The sequence below is a fragment of the Mesorhizobium sp. LjRoot246 genome (genome assembly GCF_964254115.1).
Classification (GTDB): Bacteria; Pseudomonadota; Alphaproteobacteria; order Rhizobiales; family Rhizobiaceae; genus Mesorhizobium.
Genome location: NZ_CAXUSN020000001.1, coordinates 4,387,726 through 4,402,087 on the forward strand (window position 1 = coordinate 4,387,726; position 14,362 = coordinate 4,402,087).

Below are 14,362 nucleotides of genomic sequence, written 5' to 3' on the forward strand. Positions count from 1 at the left end.
TTGTTTCAGTTGGCGTCGGCTACGGTCTGCCGTCCGCCGGCCCAGGCACGCCATTGCCGCTCGTCGCCGTGGAAGACGTTGAGGTCGATGCGGCCGGTGACGCCGTGCGACAGGCCGGAGCCGGAATACTGCCAGAACAGCCATTTGCGATCGGGATAGACCTTTGACGGGTGCCGCGCCACGGCACGCAGCCAGAACGGATAGTCGAGGAAGGCGCCGCGCAGATTGTCGCGATAGAAATCGGGCGCGGTGTAGATGATGGGCCGCTGGCCGTAATAGCGCTCCAGCCTGTCCATGAAGACCTGCATCTTCTCCAGCACCTTTTCGCGCGACGGCCGCCGCTTGCAGCTGGACTCGCCGTTCCACTCGACGTCGATCACCGGCGGCAGCGCGCCTTCGACCCTGGGCACGTTGCGGATGAACCAGTCGGCCTGCTCGCCCGCCGTGCGGCACCAGTAGAAGAAATGGTAGGCGCCGCGCTTCAGGCCGGCAGCGTCGGCATTGCGCCAGTTCCTGGTGAACATCGGATCGAGATGATCGCCACCGTCGGTCGCCTTGATGTAGGCGAAGTTGGCGCCCTGGGCGCGCAATTTGTCCCAATTGACGTTGCCTTGCCAGCGCGAGACGTCGACGCCATGCACGGCGAGGTGGCGGGGCGAAGCCTTGCCGAAATTGATCGGCTTGGCATCGCGAAAACCGTAACGGGTGAGCGGTCCAGCAAGCATGGCCGGTGCCGCGCGGGTCAACAGCTTGGGTGTCGACACCAAGGCTGCCGGCTCGACCGGCAGCCCGCCGACATCAGGCACTTGGGGATCAGGCACATCGGGCGCGGCAAACACCCCCGTCTCTTCCTCCTCCGCCAAGCCAAACGGGCGCGTTTTTTCTCCCGAACCGTTGTCAGACATGGGAGCCAATTCGGCCCTTGCCGCCCTGTTACCCCTTGCCGCCGAAGCAGCGGCGATGGGTGCCGGCGGCCGTATCACCGAGCTGGTGGTCTCGCTTGACGGTTTCTGCAAATCCAGCGCATCGACGCCGGCCGTCGACGTGCAGCCGGCAAGGCATAACGATGCGATCAAGAAACTGATGGCGCCCGGAATCCGCATCTGGACCTGTACTCAAAACACAACAGACCGAGGGCAAAACGACCGCCGACGGACAAACCGGATCAGTTATGAATGAGAAATTACCAATAAAGTTTGAATCAATTTTTTCGCCCCTACCGCGTGCGGGCAGGCGCGGTGGAAAACCGGCTAGGATTTCCTGAAAACGCCGATCATCGGACCGAGATTCCAGTAATCCTCGTTGTGGCCGATGGCAGGCGCGAACAGGCTCGATATGGTGCCGTCGAGGAACAGCGCATTGTCGCAGCCGAGCGCGTCGCGAAAAAGACGGGCGAAGGCATGGAAGGTCACCGTGCCGTTCGAAATCGCGAAGACCGCGACGCCGTCCTTCCGCACTCCGACACCATCGCGGGTTTTTCGCGAGGTGCCGTCAGCCTGGAATTTCGGATGCAGCTTGCCGTCGATCACCAGCATCGGTCCCGACTGCGTCGCATAGTCGACGGCCGGACGTTTTTTCACAAAATCCCTGGTGGCGCGGACCGCGGCCTTGCCGTTGCGCATGTAGAAAATGCCATTCGGCTGCAGGGAAAAATTACCGCTTCCCGAACCCGTTTTCACCGTGGCCATTTCGAGGCCACGCTCGACATAGAGACCGACCGGTGCGAGGTTCGGGCGATACATGCCGGCATTGATGCCAAACAGCATGGTGCGCCCGGCCGCCTGCTGCGCCGCATGAAGATTGTGCAGCGACTGAAACGGCTTGCCCGCCGGATCCTTCCAGAACAGTTCGACCTGATATCGTTTCGGATCGACCTCGCACACAAGATAGCTGGTCGCCTCGAAGGCGAAGTCCCGGCATGGCGGCAGCGAAGCGACCCACTGGCCAAGCCCCATGCCAAGTGCCGCCGCCACCGACGGCAACGCACCCTTGGCCAGCGCCAGCAGCAGCGGCACCGATTGCAGAAGGGTCAAGAAAGCCATGCGCGTACCGGAATCCAGATTCGGGGTCCGGTACGGATATAGCCTGTTTCAAGCGATACTGTGGAACTGCCTTAGACGAGCCATCCCATCGCCACGCCCAGCAGCAGGACGACGCCGAGCAGGCCGCGATAGATGACGAACGGCCAGGCCGAAAAGCGCTCCAGCACGCGCATCAGTCCCCATATGGCGAAGAAGGCGGAGATCGAGGCGACGACCAGCCCGACGGCGAGAACCGACCAGCCATGGGCGTCGAGATGGACCTTGTGCAGTTCCCAAAGCTCCTTGAGGCCGGCGAGCGCGATCGCCGGCAGCCCGAGCAGGAACGAGAAGCGCGCCGCCTCGGCCCGCTTGAAGCCAAGCCCCAGTGCCGCCGTCAGGGTCGAGCCCGAGCGCGACACGCCGGGAATCAGCGCGCCGATCTGGGCGACACCGACAAGCAGCGCGTCAATCAGCTTCGCTTCGCCCATGACGCGCCGGTGGCGGGCAAAAATCTCGGCCAGCGCCAGCAGGATCGCCATGGCGATGCAGGCCCAGCCGATCACCGTCAGGCTGCGCAATGGCGAATTGCAGGCGTTGAGCACGCCTGAGAGCGCCACGCCGGCGATGACGATCGGGATCGTCGCCAGCACGATCCACAGCGCCAGCTTGAAATGCCGGTCGGCGAAATCGCGTCGCGCCAGGGCGTCGAGCGAGCCAAACAGGATATCCCTGACGTCGCTCCAGAAATAGCTGACCACGGCGGCCAAGGCCGCGAGCTGCATGGCGGCGGAGAAGGCGGAGCCGGGATCCTGCCAGCCGAGCACGGCGGGCACGATGCGCATATGGGCGGTCGAGGAAATCGGCAGCAATTCGGTGATGCCTTGCACCACGCCGAGGAACGCCACCTTGGCATAACCCAATCCGACGAAGCCCGTGTCCAGGCCTTGAGTGCAGATGTCGGTCAATGTCGAATTCCATACATGAGAAATCGGACTTGCGTGGACCGACCATCGGTCAATCCCAGGCAAGCCTTATCGTCGTGGGTGGGATAATCAATTTACGGATTTGTAAGCTGGCGCGGTGGGATGCACGCGATTTGAAACCGACCCACGCTGGGGCCGGTTTGGGGCTCAGAGAAAAAATCGCAACGCGGTTAGGGGCAGAGCCAGAGTTTCTGGCATGCCCTGGCGATCACATGCGCCGGCGGCAGTTCGGGCTCATCGACGGAGGGCCGGCGAGCCCGTTCGAGCAGCATGCGCACCTGTTCGGGGCGCACACGATCGCGCTCCATCACAAGCAGGACCATCGGATCGCTCAAAAGCTCGTCCAGGGTGCTGATGCTGTCGTTCATCCGTCGTCTCCTCGAATGCCGTACCCGCGACCCATAAATAGGGAGACAAACATGGCCCGCCAATGACGCTTTGCCGGCTATCTCGTGTTGATTTGGATTAAATTTTGTTCAGGGGAAGGAAGAAGCTATTAGCCTGGCGGCGGGGCGCCTTCGTGCTGCGGCAGACCGTCATCGAGCACCAGCCAAGGCTGCTTCGAGGCCGTGAAAATATGCATTTGCGGCTTGAAAACCGTGGGGTCATCGAGCGAGCCGGTGGTGACGCCGATAATCCCGGCGGAATCGCGCCGGGAAAACATCGTCGTGCCGCAGCTCGGGCAAAAGCCGCGCTTGAGGTCCGGCGAGGAGTTTATCGTCGCCAGTGGCCCGTCGACCGTCACGTCGTCGATGCGAAACAGCACGCGTGCGTTGAAGGCGGCGCCGATCGCCTTCTGGCAAACCCGGCAGTGGCAGATGCGTTCATTGATGGGGGCCGCGTCCGCGCGGTAACGCACCGCCTTGCACAGGCATCCGCCTTCATATCTTGCCATTGTCCGGATCCATTGGTGGGAGAGAATAGGCGCGCAGGGTAGCGGCGAGACCGAATGGGTCAATTGAAAAGCTTTGATACAACACCATCGATTATGGTGATGCGGGTCACAATGTGGAGGAGTGTCCACTGACTCTTATGGTTGCGAGCCTCGGTCGACATTCGTTACGATGCGCTCGATGGCTAAAGCAGGCGGAATCCGGTCATCCTCTGCGAGAGCGTGATCTCGACTCCGATGCGCGGAAGCGGCCGCTTGCCGGTCATACCGCTCCAGCGCTGTCGTCTAATACAGGGCTCTCGCGACCCTCACTCAAACATCACGTCTCGCCAGAACCCGTGAACGAAACGCCCCCACATCTGACACATGGTCCGACCGGTGAATCGCACGGTGACAGGTAGCGCACAGGACGGCAAAGTCATCTGAAATGAGCTCCCGCTCCACGCCTTCCTGCATCTCTGCCCAAGGCATGAGATGGTACAACTCAAATCCAGTTCCCCAGATCAGTTGGTCTTTTGGGGCGATGGCATAGTTGCAGGCTTCACAGCGAAATCCCTTTTGATGGATAAAGCGTCGAGCGGAGCCGCGACCTTCCCATCGTTCGTGTGTCTTGCGGCGGCGATATTCGATTACGCTTAGTTGAGAAGAAGGCAGTTCCGTTGTGTTCTCGACATAACGCAGGACGGCGTCGCGCAAGGGATGACCTTCATTCAGCCCGTACCATAGACTGGACTGGCCGAAGCCGCCGTCATGCCGACCCGGAACGGTGAAAATGCGGTCTACCTCAGGAATCAGCACAGCATCTTTCGAGATCACGCGAGTGACACGGGTACGGTCGGGCAGATCGGAAATCTCCGGCTCTTTCAGCACGGTCGCATTGCGATAGAATCCAACTATGCGCAGCCCGCCCTCGCGCTCATGAGGAGCGCAGAATACAACGATGACGCCCTCCTCCCGATCTGCTCTCCGAGCCCCTCCGAGACGAGCAATATTAATCTTGCCAAAATTGTCGTCGGCATCGCCGCCGACGGGTACATATCCTCGAAATTGCCCGTCATCGCCTGCCAAAAAGTTCAAGGCCTCATAGGGCGTATTCTGGTCGAGAATGTATCGATGATAGGAAAAAGGCTTTTCCTCTTTGGATTTGTATTCCGGCATCCAAGAGATGCGGCAACACAAGATTTTTGTAGTATCGGTCATGCAGGAAAGCCCCCTTTCTTGATACTTTTTTAACACTCCCCTAAACGATTCTTCCACCTGTGACTAACACTGACTTTCATTTCCGCATCGCGGCAGAATATCCTTTTTCGAGCGGCTGGAGTGGGCGGGAAATGCTAGATAAGCCGACGTCTCAAATCATTTGCGTCGCAACTGCCGCAATGCCGAAAGACCTCATTGACAAGACTGTCGGCCATCTCGTCGGAGATGGCCGACGGCAATAGGCAGCCGGCTATTTCGTTTCGCTGACGACCTCGTCCCAGGTCTTGACCTTGGTCTCGCCATTGAGGAAAGGCAGCGCGGCGGCCGTCAGCTCGGGGGCGAAGAAGACGTCGTAGTGAGTGCGGTTGGGCAGGATGGCCAGGCGGTTCTGCGACAGGTTCTCGCGCATCCAACCGGCGTCCTTCAGCCCGCCGCCGAGCATCTGGTAGAACTTGATCTCGTGCTCGGGCTTGTACATGTCGCTGTCGCCATAGGCCAGCATGACCGGCATCTTCAGCTTGGCGACGTCGGCGGAGTAGTCGTACTCTTGGCGCATGAAGTTGCCGAGCGCATCGAGTAGCTTCGGGAAATCCTGCGGACGTGGCGCCACCGCCACGTAGGATTTGTACATCGGCGTGTCCTTCATGAAATCGGCAGCCGCCGCACTGACCTGCGCCTGCTGGCCACGCATCTCGGCGTAGAAGCCGTCCGCGGCATAGCCGGTCGACACCAGGACGAGCCGGCGCACCGCTTCGGGATGCTGCACGGCCATGCGGAAGGCGACGCCGCCGCCCAGCGAATAGCCCATGACGTCGACCTTGTCGTAGCCGAGCGCCTTGACGACATCAGCCATGTCATCGCCCATCGCCTCCAGGCTGAATGGCCGGTCGCCGAGTGCGGTACGGCCATGCCCTTGCAGGTCGACACCAATGACGGTGCGGTTTTCGGCAAGCTTGGGCAGGAGCGGCGCGAACATGTCCGTGGTGCCGAGACCGCCATGCAGCAGAAGCAGCGGTTCGCCCTTGCCGTAGATAGCGTAATAGTAGTTCAGGCCGTTGATCGGCAGCAGGCCGGACTTTTCCGGCTTCGGCAGTGCATTCGTTTCGGTCGTCATGGCGGGTTTTGTCTCCTCTGCATTGGTGGCATCCGGACAGGCAAGCAGCGCTGCGGCCGAAGCAAGAATGGCGAAAAGCAAGGTTTTGGACATATCGTTCTCCTCTCGTCCCTGCCGATATCAAAGCGTTTTGGCGAGCTCTTCGAGCTGGTCGGTGCACTGGCCCCAGCCCTCCTGAAAACCCATCTTCTCGTGCTGTTCGCGGTCGGCGATGCTCCAGTGCCTGACCCGAGCGATGTAGCGGGTGCCATTGCCCTCGTCCTCGAAGGTCAGCACTACGGTCATGAACGGCTTTTCCGACGGCTGCCAAGCCTGGGTGTAGGCGTCGGTGAAGACGATCTTCTTGCCGGGAACGACTTCGAGGAAGACACCCGGGTTGGGGAATTCGTTGCCGTCCGGGCTAGCCATGACGACAAGGCTCGAGCCGCCGGTGCGCACATCCATCTCGGCGCGCGGCGTCGTCCATGGCTTTGGCGAGAACCATTGCGTCACCAGTTTCGGGTCGGTCCAGCAGCGATAGACGTTCTCGCGCGGCGCATCGATGATGCGGGCGAGAACCAGTTCACGGTCATTGGTGGGGGCGATGTCGAGCTTGGTGGTCATGATGGCGTCCTGCGTTTGATCTGGCTTCCGTCCCAAGGACGAGCCGATGAACCGAAAACCGACACCGGCCGCGAAAAATTCGCGATGACGTCCCTGCTCCGCGTCGATCCGTGGGGAACGAAGGACGTGTCAGTGGCGCTTGGCTTGCACCAGATAGGCCTCGATCTCGGTCTCGCCGAGCCACTTTGCCGCTTCCAGCCGATGCAGGCCTTCAACAAGGATATGGCGCTTGCCGTCGTGGCGGACCTGGATCGGCGTCTTCATGCCATTTTCCAGAATGTCCTCGGCCAGATGGCGCACGGTCTCAGGATGAAGCGTCTTCTTGCGCGCCGTCGGCACGTAAATCTCGTCCACCTTGACCTTTTGCACTCTGAGCATGCCGACCCCCGTGGCGGAAACGCCGCCTGCCCTGAGATAGTCCGTTTGATGGAGGCGGCCAAGGGTGCGGCTAACGAATGCTGGCCCGATCGTTTCCATTTGACGCATGACCGGCAGATCGCCGAAATGGCGGCCTTCGACCTTTCAGGTGTTCATGACCCATCTGCCGACCGAATTCCCCGATTTCGGACTGACGCCGGAGCAGCGGCGGCACGCGGTGCGCGGCCACTATTATGAATGGCCTGGGATGGATGGCGAGCGCGGCGAGATCTGGTGCTACAGCGACCGGTTTTCCTATCGCGCCGGCGAAACGGTGGCACTGCATGTCAGTTCGACAGCTCCGACGTTCGGCATGACGATTACCCGGGATGGTGGCAGCGAGACCAAGGTATACAAAAAATCGGGCATCGCGGCGCGCTGGCAGGACAGTCCAGACCAATGTTCGGTTGAAGGCTGCGGCTGGGACGCCTCGTTTGAATTCCGTGTCGAGAACGACTGGCCGTCCGGAGCCTACCGGGTGACGCTGACCGCCGACGGCCGTGACGGCAAGCCGATCCAATGCCACCATATTTTCATCGTCAGCCCGCAGCCGGGCCGCAAACCTGGCCGTGTGCTGCAGGTAGCGGCGACGGGAACCTGGCTTGCCTACAACACCTGGGGCGGCTCCAACCACTACCAGGGCATCACCGGGCCGGATCGCAACCTGTATTCGCCCATCGTGTCGACCCAGCGCCCCTGGTGCCGTGGCTTCGTCGTGCTGCCGAAGGATGCGCCGCGTGTGCCGCTGGAAGTCGCCGTGCCGCCGAAGACCGTGCCGCGCTATCCGCACATGGAGTGGGCGCTCGCCACCGGCCATTCCAAGAAATACGCTTCGTCCGGCTGGGCGAGCTACGACAGTCACTTCTTCCGCTTCACTGAGCGGGCCGGCTATGAAGTCGATCTCGCCAGCCAGCACGATCTCCATTTTTCACCGGAGATTCTCGACGGCTACGACTGCGCAGTCTTCGTCGGCCATGACGAATACTGGACCTGGGAGATGCGCGATGCGGTCGACAATTATATCGAGCGCGGCGGTCATGCGGCGCGCTTTGCCGGCAATTTCATGTGGCAGACGCGGTTGGAGGACGAGGGCCGCCGGCAGGTCTGCTACAAATATCGCGCGCGCGCCGAAGATCCCGCCTATCTCCCAGGCGGCGACGTCACCCGCGCCACCAATTCCTGGGAGGCGCCGGAAATCGGCCGGCCGGGATCGGCGACCTTCGGCCTCAACGCGACGCGCGGGGTCTATGCGGGTTGGGGTGGCTGCGCGCCGCGCGGCGTGCGCGGTTTTCCGGTCTACAGGCCCGAGCATTGGGCCTTTGCCGGCACCGGCATCTACTATGGCGACCTGCTGGGCGCCGACAGCCATGTCTATGGCTATGAGGTCGACGGGCTGGACTTCGAGATACGCGGCGGCCTGCCCTATCCGACCGCCACCAGCGGCGCGCCTGACGGCTTGCAGGTTCTCGCCGTCGGCATGGCATCCCAGGTCGAGGAAAGCGCCGACATTCCGATCGAGGACCAGTTCCTCACCGACGAGGACGGCCGCTTCACCGCCGAAACGCTGTTCGGCGAGGCGAGCGACGCCAATCTGGAAAAGGTCAAACGCGGCAACGGCATGATCGTCAATTTCCCGCGCGGTAAGGGCGAGGTGTTCCATGCCGGAAGCTGCGAATGGGTCGCCGGCCTGCTAAGACAGGACCCGATGGTCGAACGCGTCACAAAAAATGTCCTCGATCGTTATCTCGGAAAGTCCTGACATGTCGAAAGTCCAGACCGCCACGCAAGACACTCATGCCCGCCGAGAGTCGCATCTGTTCTATCTGTCCAGCCTGCGCCGGCCGCTGATCGACCGCGCCGAGGGCATCTACATGTGGACGCAGGACGGCCGCCGCTTCATCGACGGCTCGAGCGGCCCGATGGTCGCCAATATCGGCCATTCCAACCGCAATGTGCTGGACGCCATGAAGCGGCAGATGGACCGCGCCACCTTCGCCTATCGCCTGCATTTCGAGAACGAGCCGGCGGAAGAGCTGGCGCGGGAACTCGCCGGCAAGCTGCCGGAAGGCATGGACCGTATCTTCTTCGTCTCCGGTGGCTCCGAAGCGACGGAATCCTGCATCAAGCTGGCACGGCAATGGGCGGTTGCCACCGGCCAGGCCAGCCGCTGGAAGGTGATCACGCGCTTCCCCTCCTATCATGGCGGCACGCTGGGTTCGCTCTCGATCACCGGCGACGATGCGCTGGCCGAAACGTTCGAGCCGATGATGCGGGTGATGCCGACCGTGCCGGCGCCGAACGCCTGGCGCGACCGCGACAATCTTTCGATGGAACAGCGCGGCATCCGCTATGCCGACATGCTGGAGGAGAAGATCCTGGCCGAAGGCCCGGACAGCGTGGTCGCCTTCATCATGGAGCCGATCGGCGGTGCTGCGACCGCGGCGCTGGTGGCGCCGGACAGCTATTATCCGCGCGTTCGCGAGATCTGCGACCGCTACGGCATCCTGCTCATCCACGACGAAGTGATGAGCGGGGCCGGCCGCACCGGCAAATTCCTTGGCGGCGACCACTGGAACTGCAAGCCCGACATCGTCGCGTTGTCGAAGGGGCTGGGCTCCGGCTATGCGCCGCTCGGCGCGCTGGCCGCCCCGATGCGGCTGGTGAAGCCGCTGCTCGACTCGGGCGGTTTTCAGCACGGCCACACCTATGCCGGCAACCCGCTGGCCTGCGCCGCCGGGCTGGCCGTGCTCGGTGAAATGGACCGGCTCGACCTGATCGCCAACGCTGCCGCCATGGGCGACGTGCTGATGGATGGGCTGAGAGGGCTGGCGAAGCGGTTTCCGTTCATCGCCGACGTGCGCGGCAAGGGCCTGCTGACCGGCGCCCAGATGGTTGCCGATCCCGAGACGCTCCGGCCGATCGACCAGACCAAGAAGGCCACGCAGCGGCTGCTCGACCTCGCCTATGAACGCGGCCTGATCATCTATGGCCGCAGGGTCAAGGGCGGCGTCGACGGCGACAATTTCATGGTCGCACCGCCGATGATCGTCACCAGGGAACAGCTCGGCGAGATCGTCTCGATCATCGGCGATTCGCTGGAGGCATTGGCTTCCGAGCTTGACCTGCCGGTCGAAGGTTGAGGGGCAAAAGAATGGCGGCAAGAAAAGTCATCATCACCTGCGCCGTCACCGGCTCGGTGCACACGCCGTCCATGTCGCCCTATCTGCCGGTGACGCCGGACCAGATCGCCACAGACGCCATCGCAGCAGCCGAAGCCGGTGCATCAATCCTGCATCTGCACGCCCGCGATCCGAGGGATGGCCGCCCGACCGCCGATCCGGACGTCTACATGCGGTTCCTGCCGCGCATCAAGCAGGCGACCGATGCGGTGATCAACATCACAACCGGCGGCTCGTCGCTGATGACGCTGGATCAGCGGCTGGCGGCGCCGCTCAGGGCCGAACCCGAAATGTGCTCGCTCAATATGGGCTCGATGAATTTCGCGCTGTTCCCGATGCTCGACAAGCCGAGGGAATGGCAGCACGAATGGGAACCCAAGCTGCTCGAAGCGACGCGCGACACCATCTTCAAGAACACCTTCGCTGACATGGAGAGCGTACTGGAACGGTTGGGCAAGGGCTGCGGCACGCGCTTCGAATTCGAATGCTACGATGTCGGGCACCTTTATTCGCTGGCGCATTTCCGCGACCGGGGTCTGGTGTCGGGACCGCTCTTCATCCAGTTTGTCCTTGGCATTCTCGGCGGCATCGGCGCCGACCCGGAGAACCTCGTCCACATGAAGCGGATCGCCGACAAATTGTTCGGCGACAGCTACCAGTTCTCGGTGCTCGCCGCCGGGCGCAACCAGATGCCGCTGATCTCAATCGCCGCGGCGATGGGCGGCAATGTCCGCGTTGGGTTGGAAGACAGCCTCTATGACGGCCGCCAGTTGGCGAAATCCAATGCCGACCAGGTGCGCCGCATCCGTGGCATTCTCGATGGGCTGTCGCTGGAGGTTGCCACACCCACGGAAGCGCGCGACATGCTGGCGCTCAAGGGCGGCGATCGGGTGGCGTTTTGAGATGACGATCTGAGATGTTTGCGTCCAGCCCTACCCCCCTCTGTCCTGCCGGACATCTCCCCCTCAAGGGGGGAGATTGGCAGTTTCGATCTTGCTGCCCATCTTCCAACGTCGGTGATTGGCGAAACCAATGCCGACATCCGATCTCCCCCCTTGAGGGGGAGATGTCCGGTAGGACAGAGGGGGGCGCCTTGGCGCCATACCTATCGTGACAGAATCAAACGATATCCTCCTCCGCCCCGGCCGGATCGACGATGTCGAAACCATCCACGCGGCGATCTTGAAACTCGGGACCCATATCGGCGCGCCGGAGGAAATCATCTCGACGGCAGACGATCTCAGAACCTGGGGCTTTGGCGAAAAACCCGCCTTCTCGACACTAATTGCCGAAGTGGGTGGCGAATTCGCCGGGCTCTGCCTGCATTTCCCGATCTTTTCGACCTGGATGGGGCGGCCTGGCGTCTATGTGCAGGATCTCTATGTCGAGGACCGGTTTCGCGGCCGCAAGATCGGCGAGCGGCTGCTGCGGCACGTCGCGGCACAGTGCCGGAAAGAAGGGGGCGTGTATCTGAGGCTGTCCGTCGACACCGACAATGAGGGCGCCAAGGCGTTTTACGAAAGGCTGGGTATCGCCTGGTCGAGCTACGAGCAGACGCAGAAGATCAAAGGCAAAGCCTTTTTTGCCTTCGCCGACGCGCCGGAGAATGAGGAGCAGGAATGAAAGCCTTCTATGCCGAGGAGCAGAAGCGCCACGATCCCAGGGCCTTTCTTTCGAGCGGTGCGGCGCAGCCCAATCCGGAAAAGCCGGAGCGCGTAGAGAGATTGTTAGCCGGCGCATTATCTGCGGGTTGCGCGATCGAACGGCCTCGGGATCATGGGCTCGGCCCGGTCGCGGCGGTGCACACGCCCGAATATCTTGATTTCCTCGAGCATATCTACACGCGCTGGCAGCGCATCGAAGGCGCGTCGGCTGAAGTGATTCCAAACATTCATCCGATTGCGCGCAATGGCTCCTATCCTGCCTCGGCGGTCGGTCAGGCCGGCTATCATATGGCCGATACCGCTTGCCCGATCTCGGGCGAAACCTGGCAGAGCGCGCTGTGGAGCGCCTGGAGCGCGGTCGATGCTGCCGAGGCGGTGATATCAGGTGCGCCGGCCGCCTACGCGCTGTGCCGCCCGCCCGGCCACCATGCCTTTGCCGATGTCGCCGGCGGCTTCTGTTTCATCAACAATTCGGCGGTGGCCGCGCAGGTTCTGCGCAACCAGGCGTCGCGCGTGGCGATCCTCGATGTCGACCTGCATCACGGCAATGGCACGCAAGGCATCTTCTATGCACGGCCTGACGTGCTCACCATCTCGCTGCATGCCGATCCCGTGCGCTTCTATCCGTTCTTCTGGGGCCATGCCGACGAGCGCGGCGAAGGAGCCGGCCTCGGCTACAATTTCAACCTGCCGCTGCCGCGCAAATCCGCCGACGCGGCGTTTCTGGAAGCGCTTGCGGTGGCATTCCAGCGTATCCGCGCCTTTTCGCCCGACGCGCTTGTCGTGGCGCTCGGTCTCGACGCGTTCGAGGGCGATCCATTCGGCGGGCTTTCGGTAACAACGCCGGGCTTTTCGCGCATCGGCGAGGCCATCGCAAAGCTCGGCCTGCCGACGGTCATCGTCCAGGAAGGCGGCTATCTCTGCGACGAACTCGGCGACAATCTCACCGCATTCCTCACCGGCTTCGGCGGCAAGGCGCGCTGATCTCGCGCTGGCGTCAGGAGCGCTGCTGCCTGAGCATGGCGATGACCCGATGCACGCTCTCCAGCGTCTCGTCGATTTCGGCTGATGTGTTGTAGTGGGCAATGCCGATGCGCACGACGCCATGCTCGGCCGGGATGCCGAGCTGGTGGACGATCTCCCAGGCGTAGTTGTGGCCGGACCACAGGAAAATGTTTTCGGCATTCATCTGCCGCACGATCGTTTCGGGCACGATGCCATCGACCGTGAAGGACACCGTCGGCACGCGATCGCTGAGCCGCTTCGGATCGGTGATTCCGTGGATGATCAGGCCCTCGATATCGGACAGGCCATCGATCAGCTGTTGCGCTAGCGGGTTTTCATAGGCGATCGAAACCGCAAACGCCTTGGCGATCTTCTGCCTTCGTGACCCGCTCTCGCCAGCCGCCGCGCCGAGGTCGGCAAAGTAATCGACCGCGGCCGTGAGGCCGGCCATCAGCTCGATCTGCGGGGTGCCTAGTTCGAACCGCTCCGGCAGGCCATTTGACGAGCAGCGGCACTTGTAGGGTTTCAAACCATCGATGAGGTCGCGACGCCCCCACAATATGCCCATATGCGGGCCGAAGAACTTGTAGGCTGAGCAGATCAGGAAATCGCAGCCGAGCTCCTGCACGTCGATCAGACCGTGCGGCGCGAACTGGACGGCGTCGACATAGACCAGCGCGCCGGCATTCCTGGCGATGGCGGTCAGCGCCTTCACCCGGTTGATCGAACCGGTCAAATTGCTGGCGTAGTTCAACGCGACCAGCCGTGTCTTCTGCGAAAGCAGACCGGCCAGCGTCGCCTCCTCGACCTGCCAACTCTCTGGGTCGAATGGCAGCCAGCGCACGACAAGGCCGAGATCCTCGGCCAGTTGCAGCCAGGGCGACACATTGCCCTCATGATCCATGCGGGTGAGGATGATCTCATCGCCGGGCTGCATCGTGCGGCCGAGTGTGCGCGACATGTGATAGGTCAGCGTCGTCATGTTGGCGCCGATGATGATTTCCTCGGGGCTCGCCGCGCCGAGGAAATCGGCCATGGTCTGGTGCGCCTCTTCGACGACAGCTTGCGCGGCAATTGTCGTTTCGAAATAGCCGCCGAGGTTGGCATTGGTGGTCAAGAGACAGCGCGACACGGCATCAGCGACGGCTTGCGGCACCTGTGTGCCGGCCGGATTGTCGAGATAAATGCGGCGGCGGCCCTTGTCGGTCACGGAAAGAGCCGGAAATTTCCCCCGGATGGTTTCGACTGGAAAATTCATGATTGCCCGCTCCCTTGGAATTATTG

General features: G+C 62.2%; 15 protein-coding genes. 5 read left to right on the forward strand and 10 right to left on the reverse strand.

The window, feature by feature from the left end; translation table 11 throughout:
- Positions 1–5 precede the first annotated feature (5 nt).
- The 9 genes from ACSQ3L_RS21480 to ACSQ3L_RS21520 form a co-directional block, all read right to left on the reverse strand.
- Positions 6–1,103, reverse strand: a complete 1,098-nt coding sequence (locus ACSQ3L_RS21480) for a glycoside hydrolase family 25 protein (protein ID WP_436161735.1) — start codon at positions 1,101–1,103, stop codon at positions 6–8.
- A gap of 147 nt (positions 1,104–1,250) precedes the next feature.
- A complete protein-coding gene (locus tag ACSQ3L_RS21485) occupies positions 1,251–2,042 on the reverse strand; it encodes a phosphodiester glycosidase family protein (protein ID WP_436161736.1) in 792 nt (263 codons plus the stop codon).
- A 71-nt stretch (positions 2,043–2,113) separates the two neighbouring features.
- Positions 2,114–2,986, reverse strand: a complete 873-nt coding sequence (locus tag ACSQ3L_RS21490; protein WP_436161737.1) for an undecaprenyl-diphosphate phosphatase — start codon at positions 2,984–2,986, stop codon at positions 2,114–2,116.
- Positions 2,987–3,174: 188 nt separating this feature from the next.
- Positions 3,175–3,372 (reverse strand): hypothetical protein, encoded by a 198-nt coding sequence (locus ACSQ3L_RS21495; RefSeq protein WP_436161738.1) that lies wholly within the window; start codon positions 3,370–3,372, stop codon positions 3,175–3,177.
- Between the two features lie 128 nt (positions 3,373–3,500).
- Positions 3,501–3,899 (reverse strand): GFA family protein, encoded by a 399-nt coding sequence (locus ACSQ3L_RS21500; protein ID WP_436161739.1) that lies wholly within the window; start codon positions 3,897–3,899, stop codon positions 3,501–3,503.
- Positions 3,900–4,208: 309 nt separating this feature from the next.
- The gene (locus ACSQ3L_RS21505) at positions 4,209–5,096 is read right to left on the reverse strand and encodes a hypothetical protein (RefSeq protein WP_436161740.1); all 888 of its coding nucleotides are present in this window, start codon (positions 5,094–5,096) and stop codon (positions 4,209–4,211) included.
- 250 nt (positions 5,097–5,346) lie between these two features.
- A complete protein-coding gene (locus ACSQ3L_RS21510; protein ID WP_436161741.1) occupies positions 5,347–6,303 on the reverse strand; it encodes an alpha/beta fold hydrolase in 957 nt (318 codons plus the stop codon).
- Positions 6,304–6,330: 27 nt separating this feature from the next.
- Complete coding sequence (locus ACSQ3L_RS21515) at positions 6,331–6,813, reverse strand: SRPBCC family protein (protein ID WP_436161742.1); 483 nt, start codon at positions 6,811–6,813, stop codon at positions 6,331–6,333.
- 129 nt (positions 6,814–6,942) lie between these two features.
- On the reverse strand, positions 6,943–7,191 hold the full coding sequence (locus ACSQ3L_RS21520) for a ParB N-terminal domain-containing protein (RefSeq protein WP_013532091.1): 249 nt from the start codon (positions 7,189–7,191) through the stop codon (positions 6,943–6,945).
- A 154-nt stretch (positions 7,192–7,345) separates the two neighbouring features.
- Between ACSQ3L_RS21520 and ACSQ3L_RS21525 the strand changes: the two genes are divergently transcribed.
- The 5 genes from ACSQ3L_RS21525 to ACSQ3L_RS21545 all read left to right on the forward strand — a co-directional run bounded on the left by ACSQ3L_RS21525 (position 7,346) and on the right by ACSQ3L_RS21545 (position 13,057).
- A complete protein-coding gene (locus ACSQ3L_RS21525) occupies positions 7,346–8,989 on the forward strand; it encodes a N,N-dimethylformamidase beta subunit family domain-containing protein (protein ID WP_436163498.1) in 1,644 nt (547 codons plus the stop codon).
- A gap of 1 nt (position 8,990) precedes the next feature.
- The gene (locus ACSQ3L_RS21530; RefSeq protein WP_436161743.1) at positions 8,991–10,370 is read left to right on the forward strand and encodes an aminotransferase family protein; all 1,380 of its coding nucleotides are present in this window, start codon (positions 8,991–8,993) and stop codon (positions 10,368–10,370) included.
- A gap of 11 nt (positions 10,371–10,381) precedes the next feature.
- Complete coding sequence (locus ACSQ3L_RS21535) at positions 10,382–11,311, forward strand: 3-keto-5-aminohexanoate cleavage protein (protein ID WP_436161744.1); 930 nt, start codon at positions 10,382–10,384, stop codon at positions 11,309–11,311.
- Between the two features lie 208 nt (positions 11,312–11,519).
- The gene (locus tag ACSQ3L_RS21540) at positions 11,520–12,032 is read left to right on the forward strand and encodes an N-acetyltransferase family protein (RefSeq protein ID WP_436161745.1); all 513 of its coding nucleotides are present in this window, start codon (positions 11,520–11,522) and stop codon (positions 12,030–12,032) included.
- Positions 12,029–13,057: a histone deacetylase family protein gene (locus ACSQ3L_RS21545; RefSeq protein WP_436161746.1), complete on the forward strand. Its 1,029-nt coding sequence runs from the start codon at positions 12,029–12,031 to the stop codon at positions 13,055–13,057. Before ACSQ3L_RS21540 ends, ACSQ3L_RS21545 begins: the two co-directional genes overlap by 4 nt.
- Before the next feature lie 13 nt (positions 13,058–13,070).
- Here ACSQ3L_RS21545 and ACSQ3L_RS21550 read toward each other — a convergent pair whose 3' ends face one another.
- A complete protein-coding gene (locus ACSQ3L_RS21550; protein ID WP_436161747.1) occupies positions 13,071–14,336 on the reverse strand; it encodes a cysteine desulfurase-like protein in 1,266 nt (421 codons plus the stop codon).
- Positions 14,337–14,362: the final 26 nt, after the last annotated feature.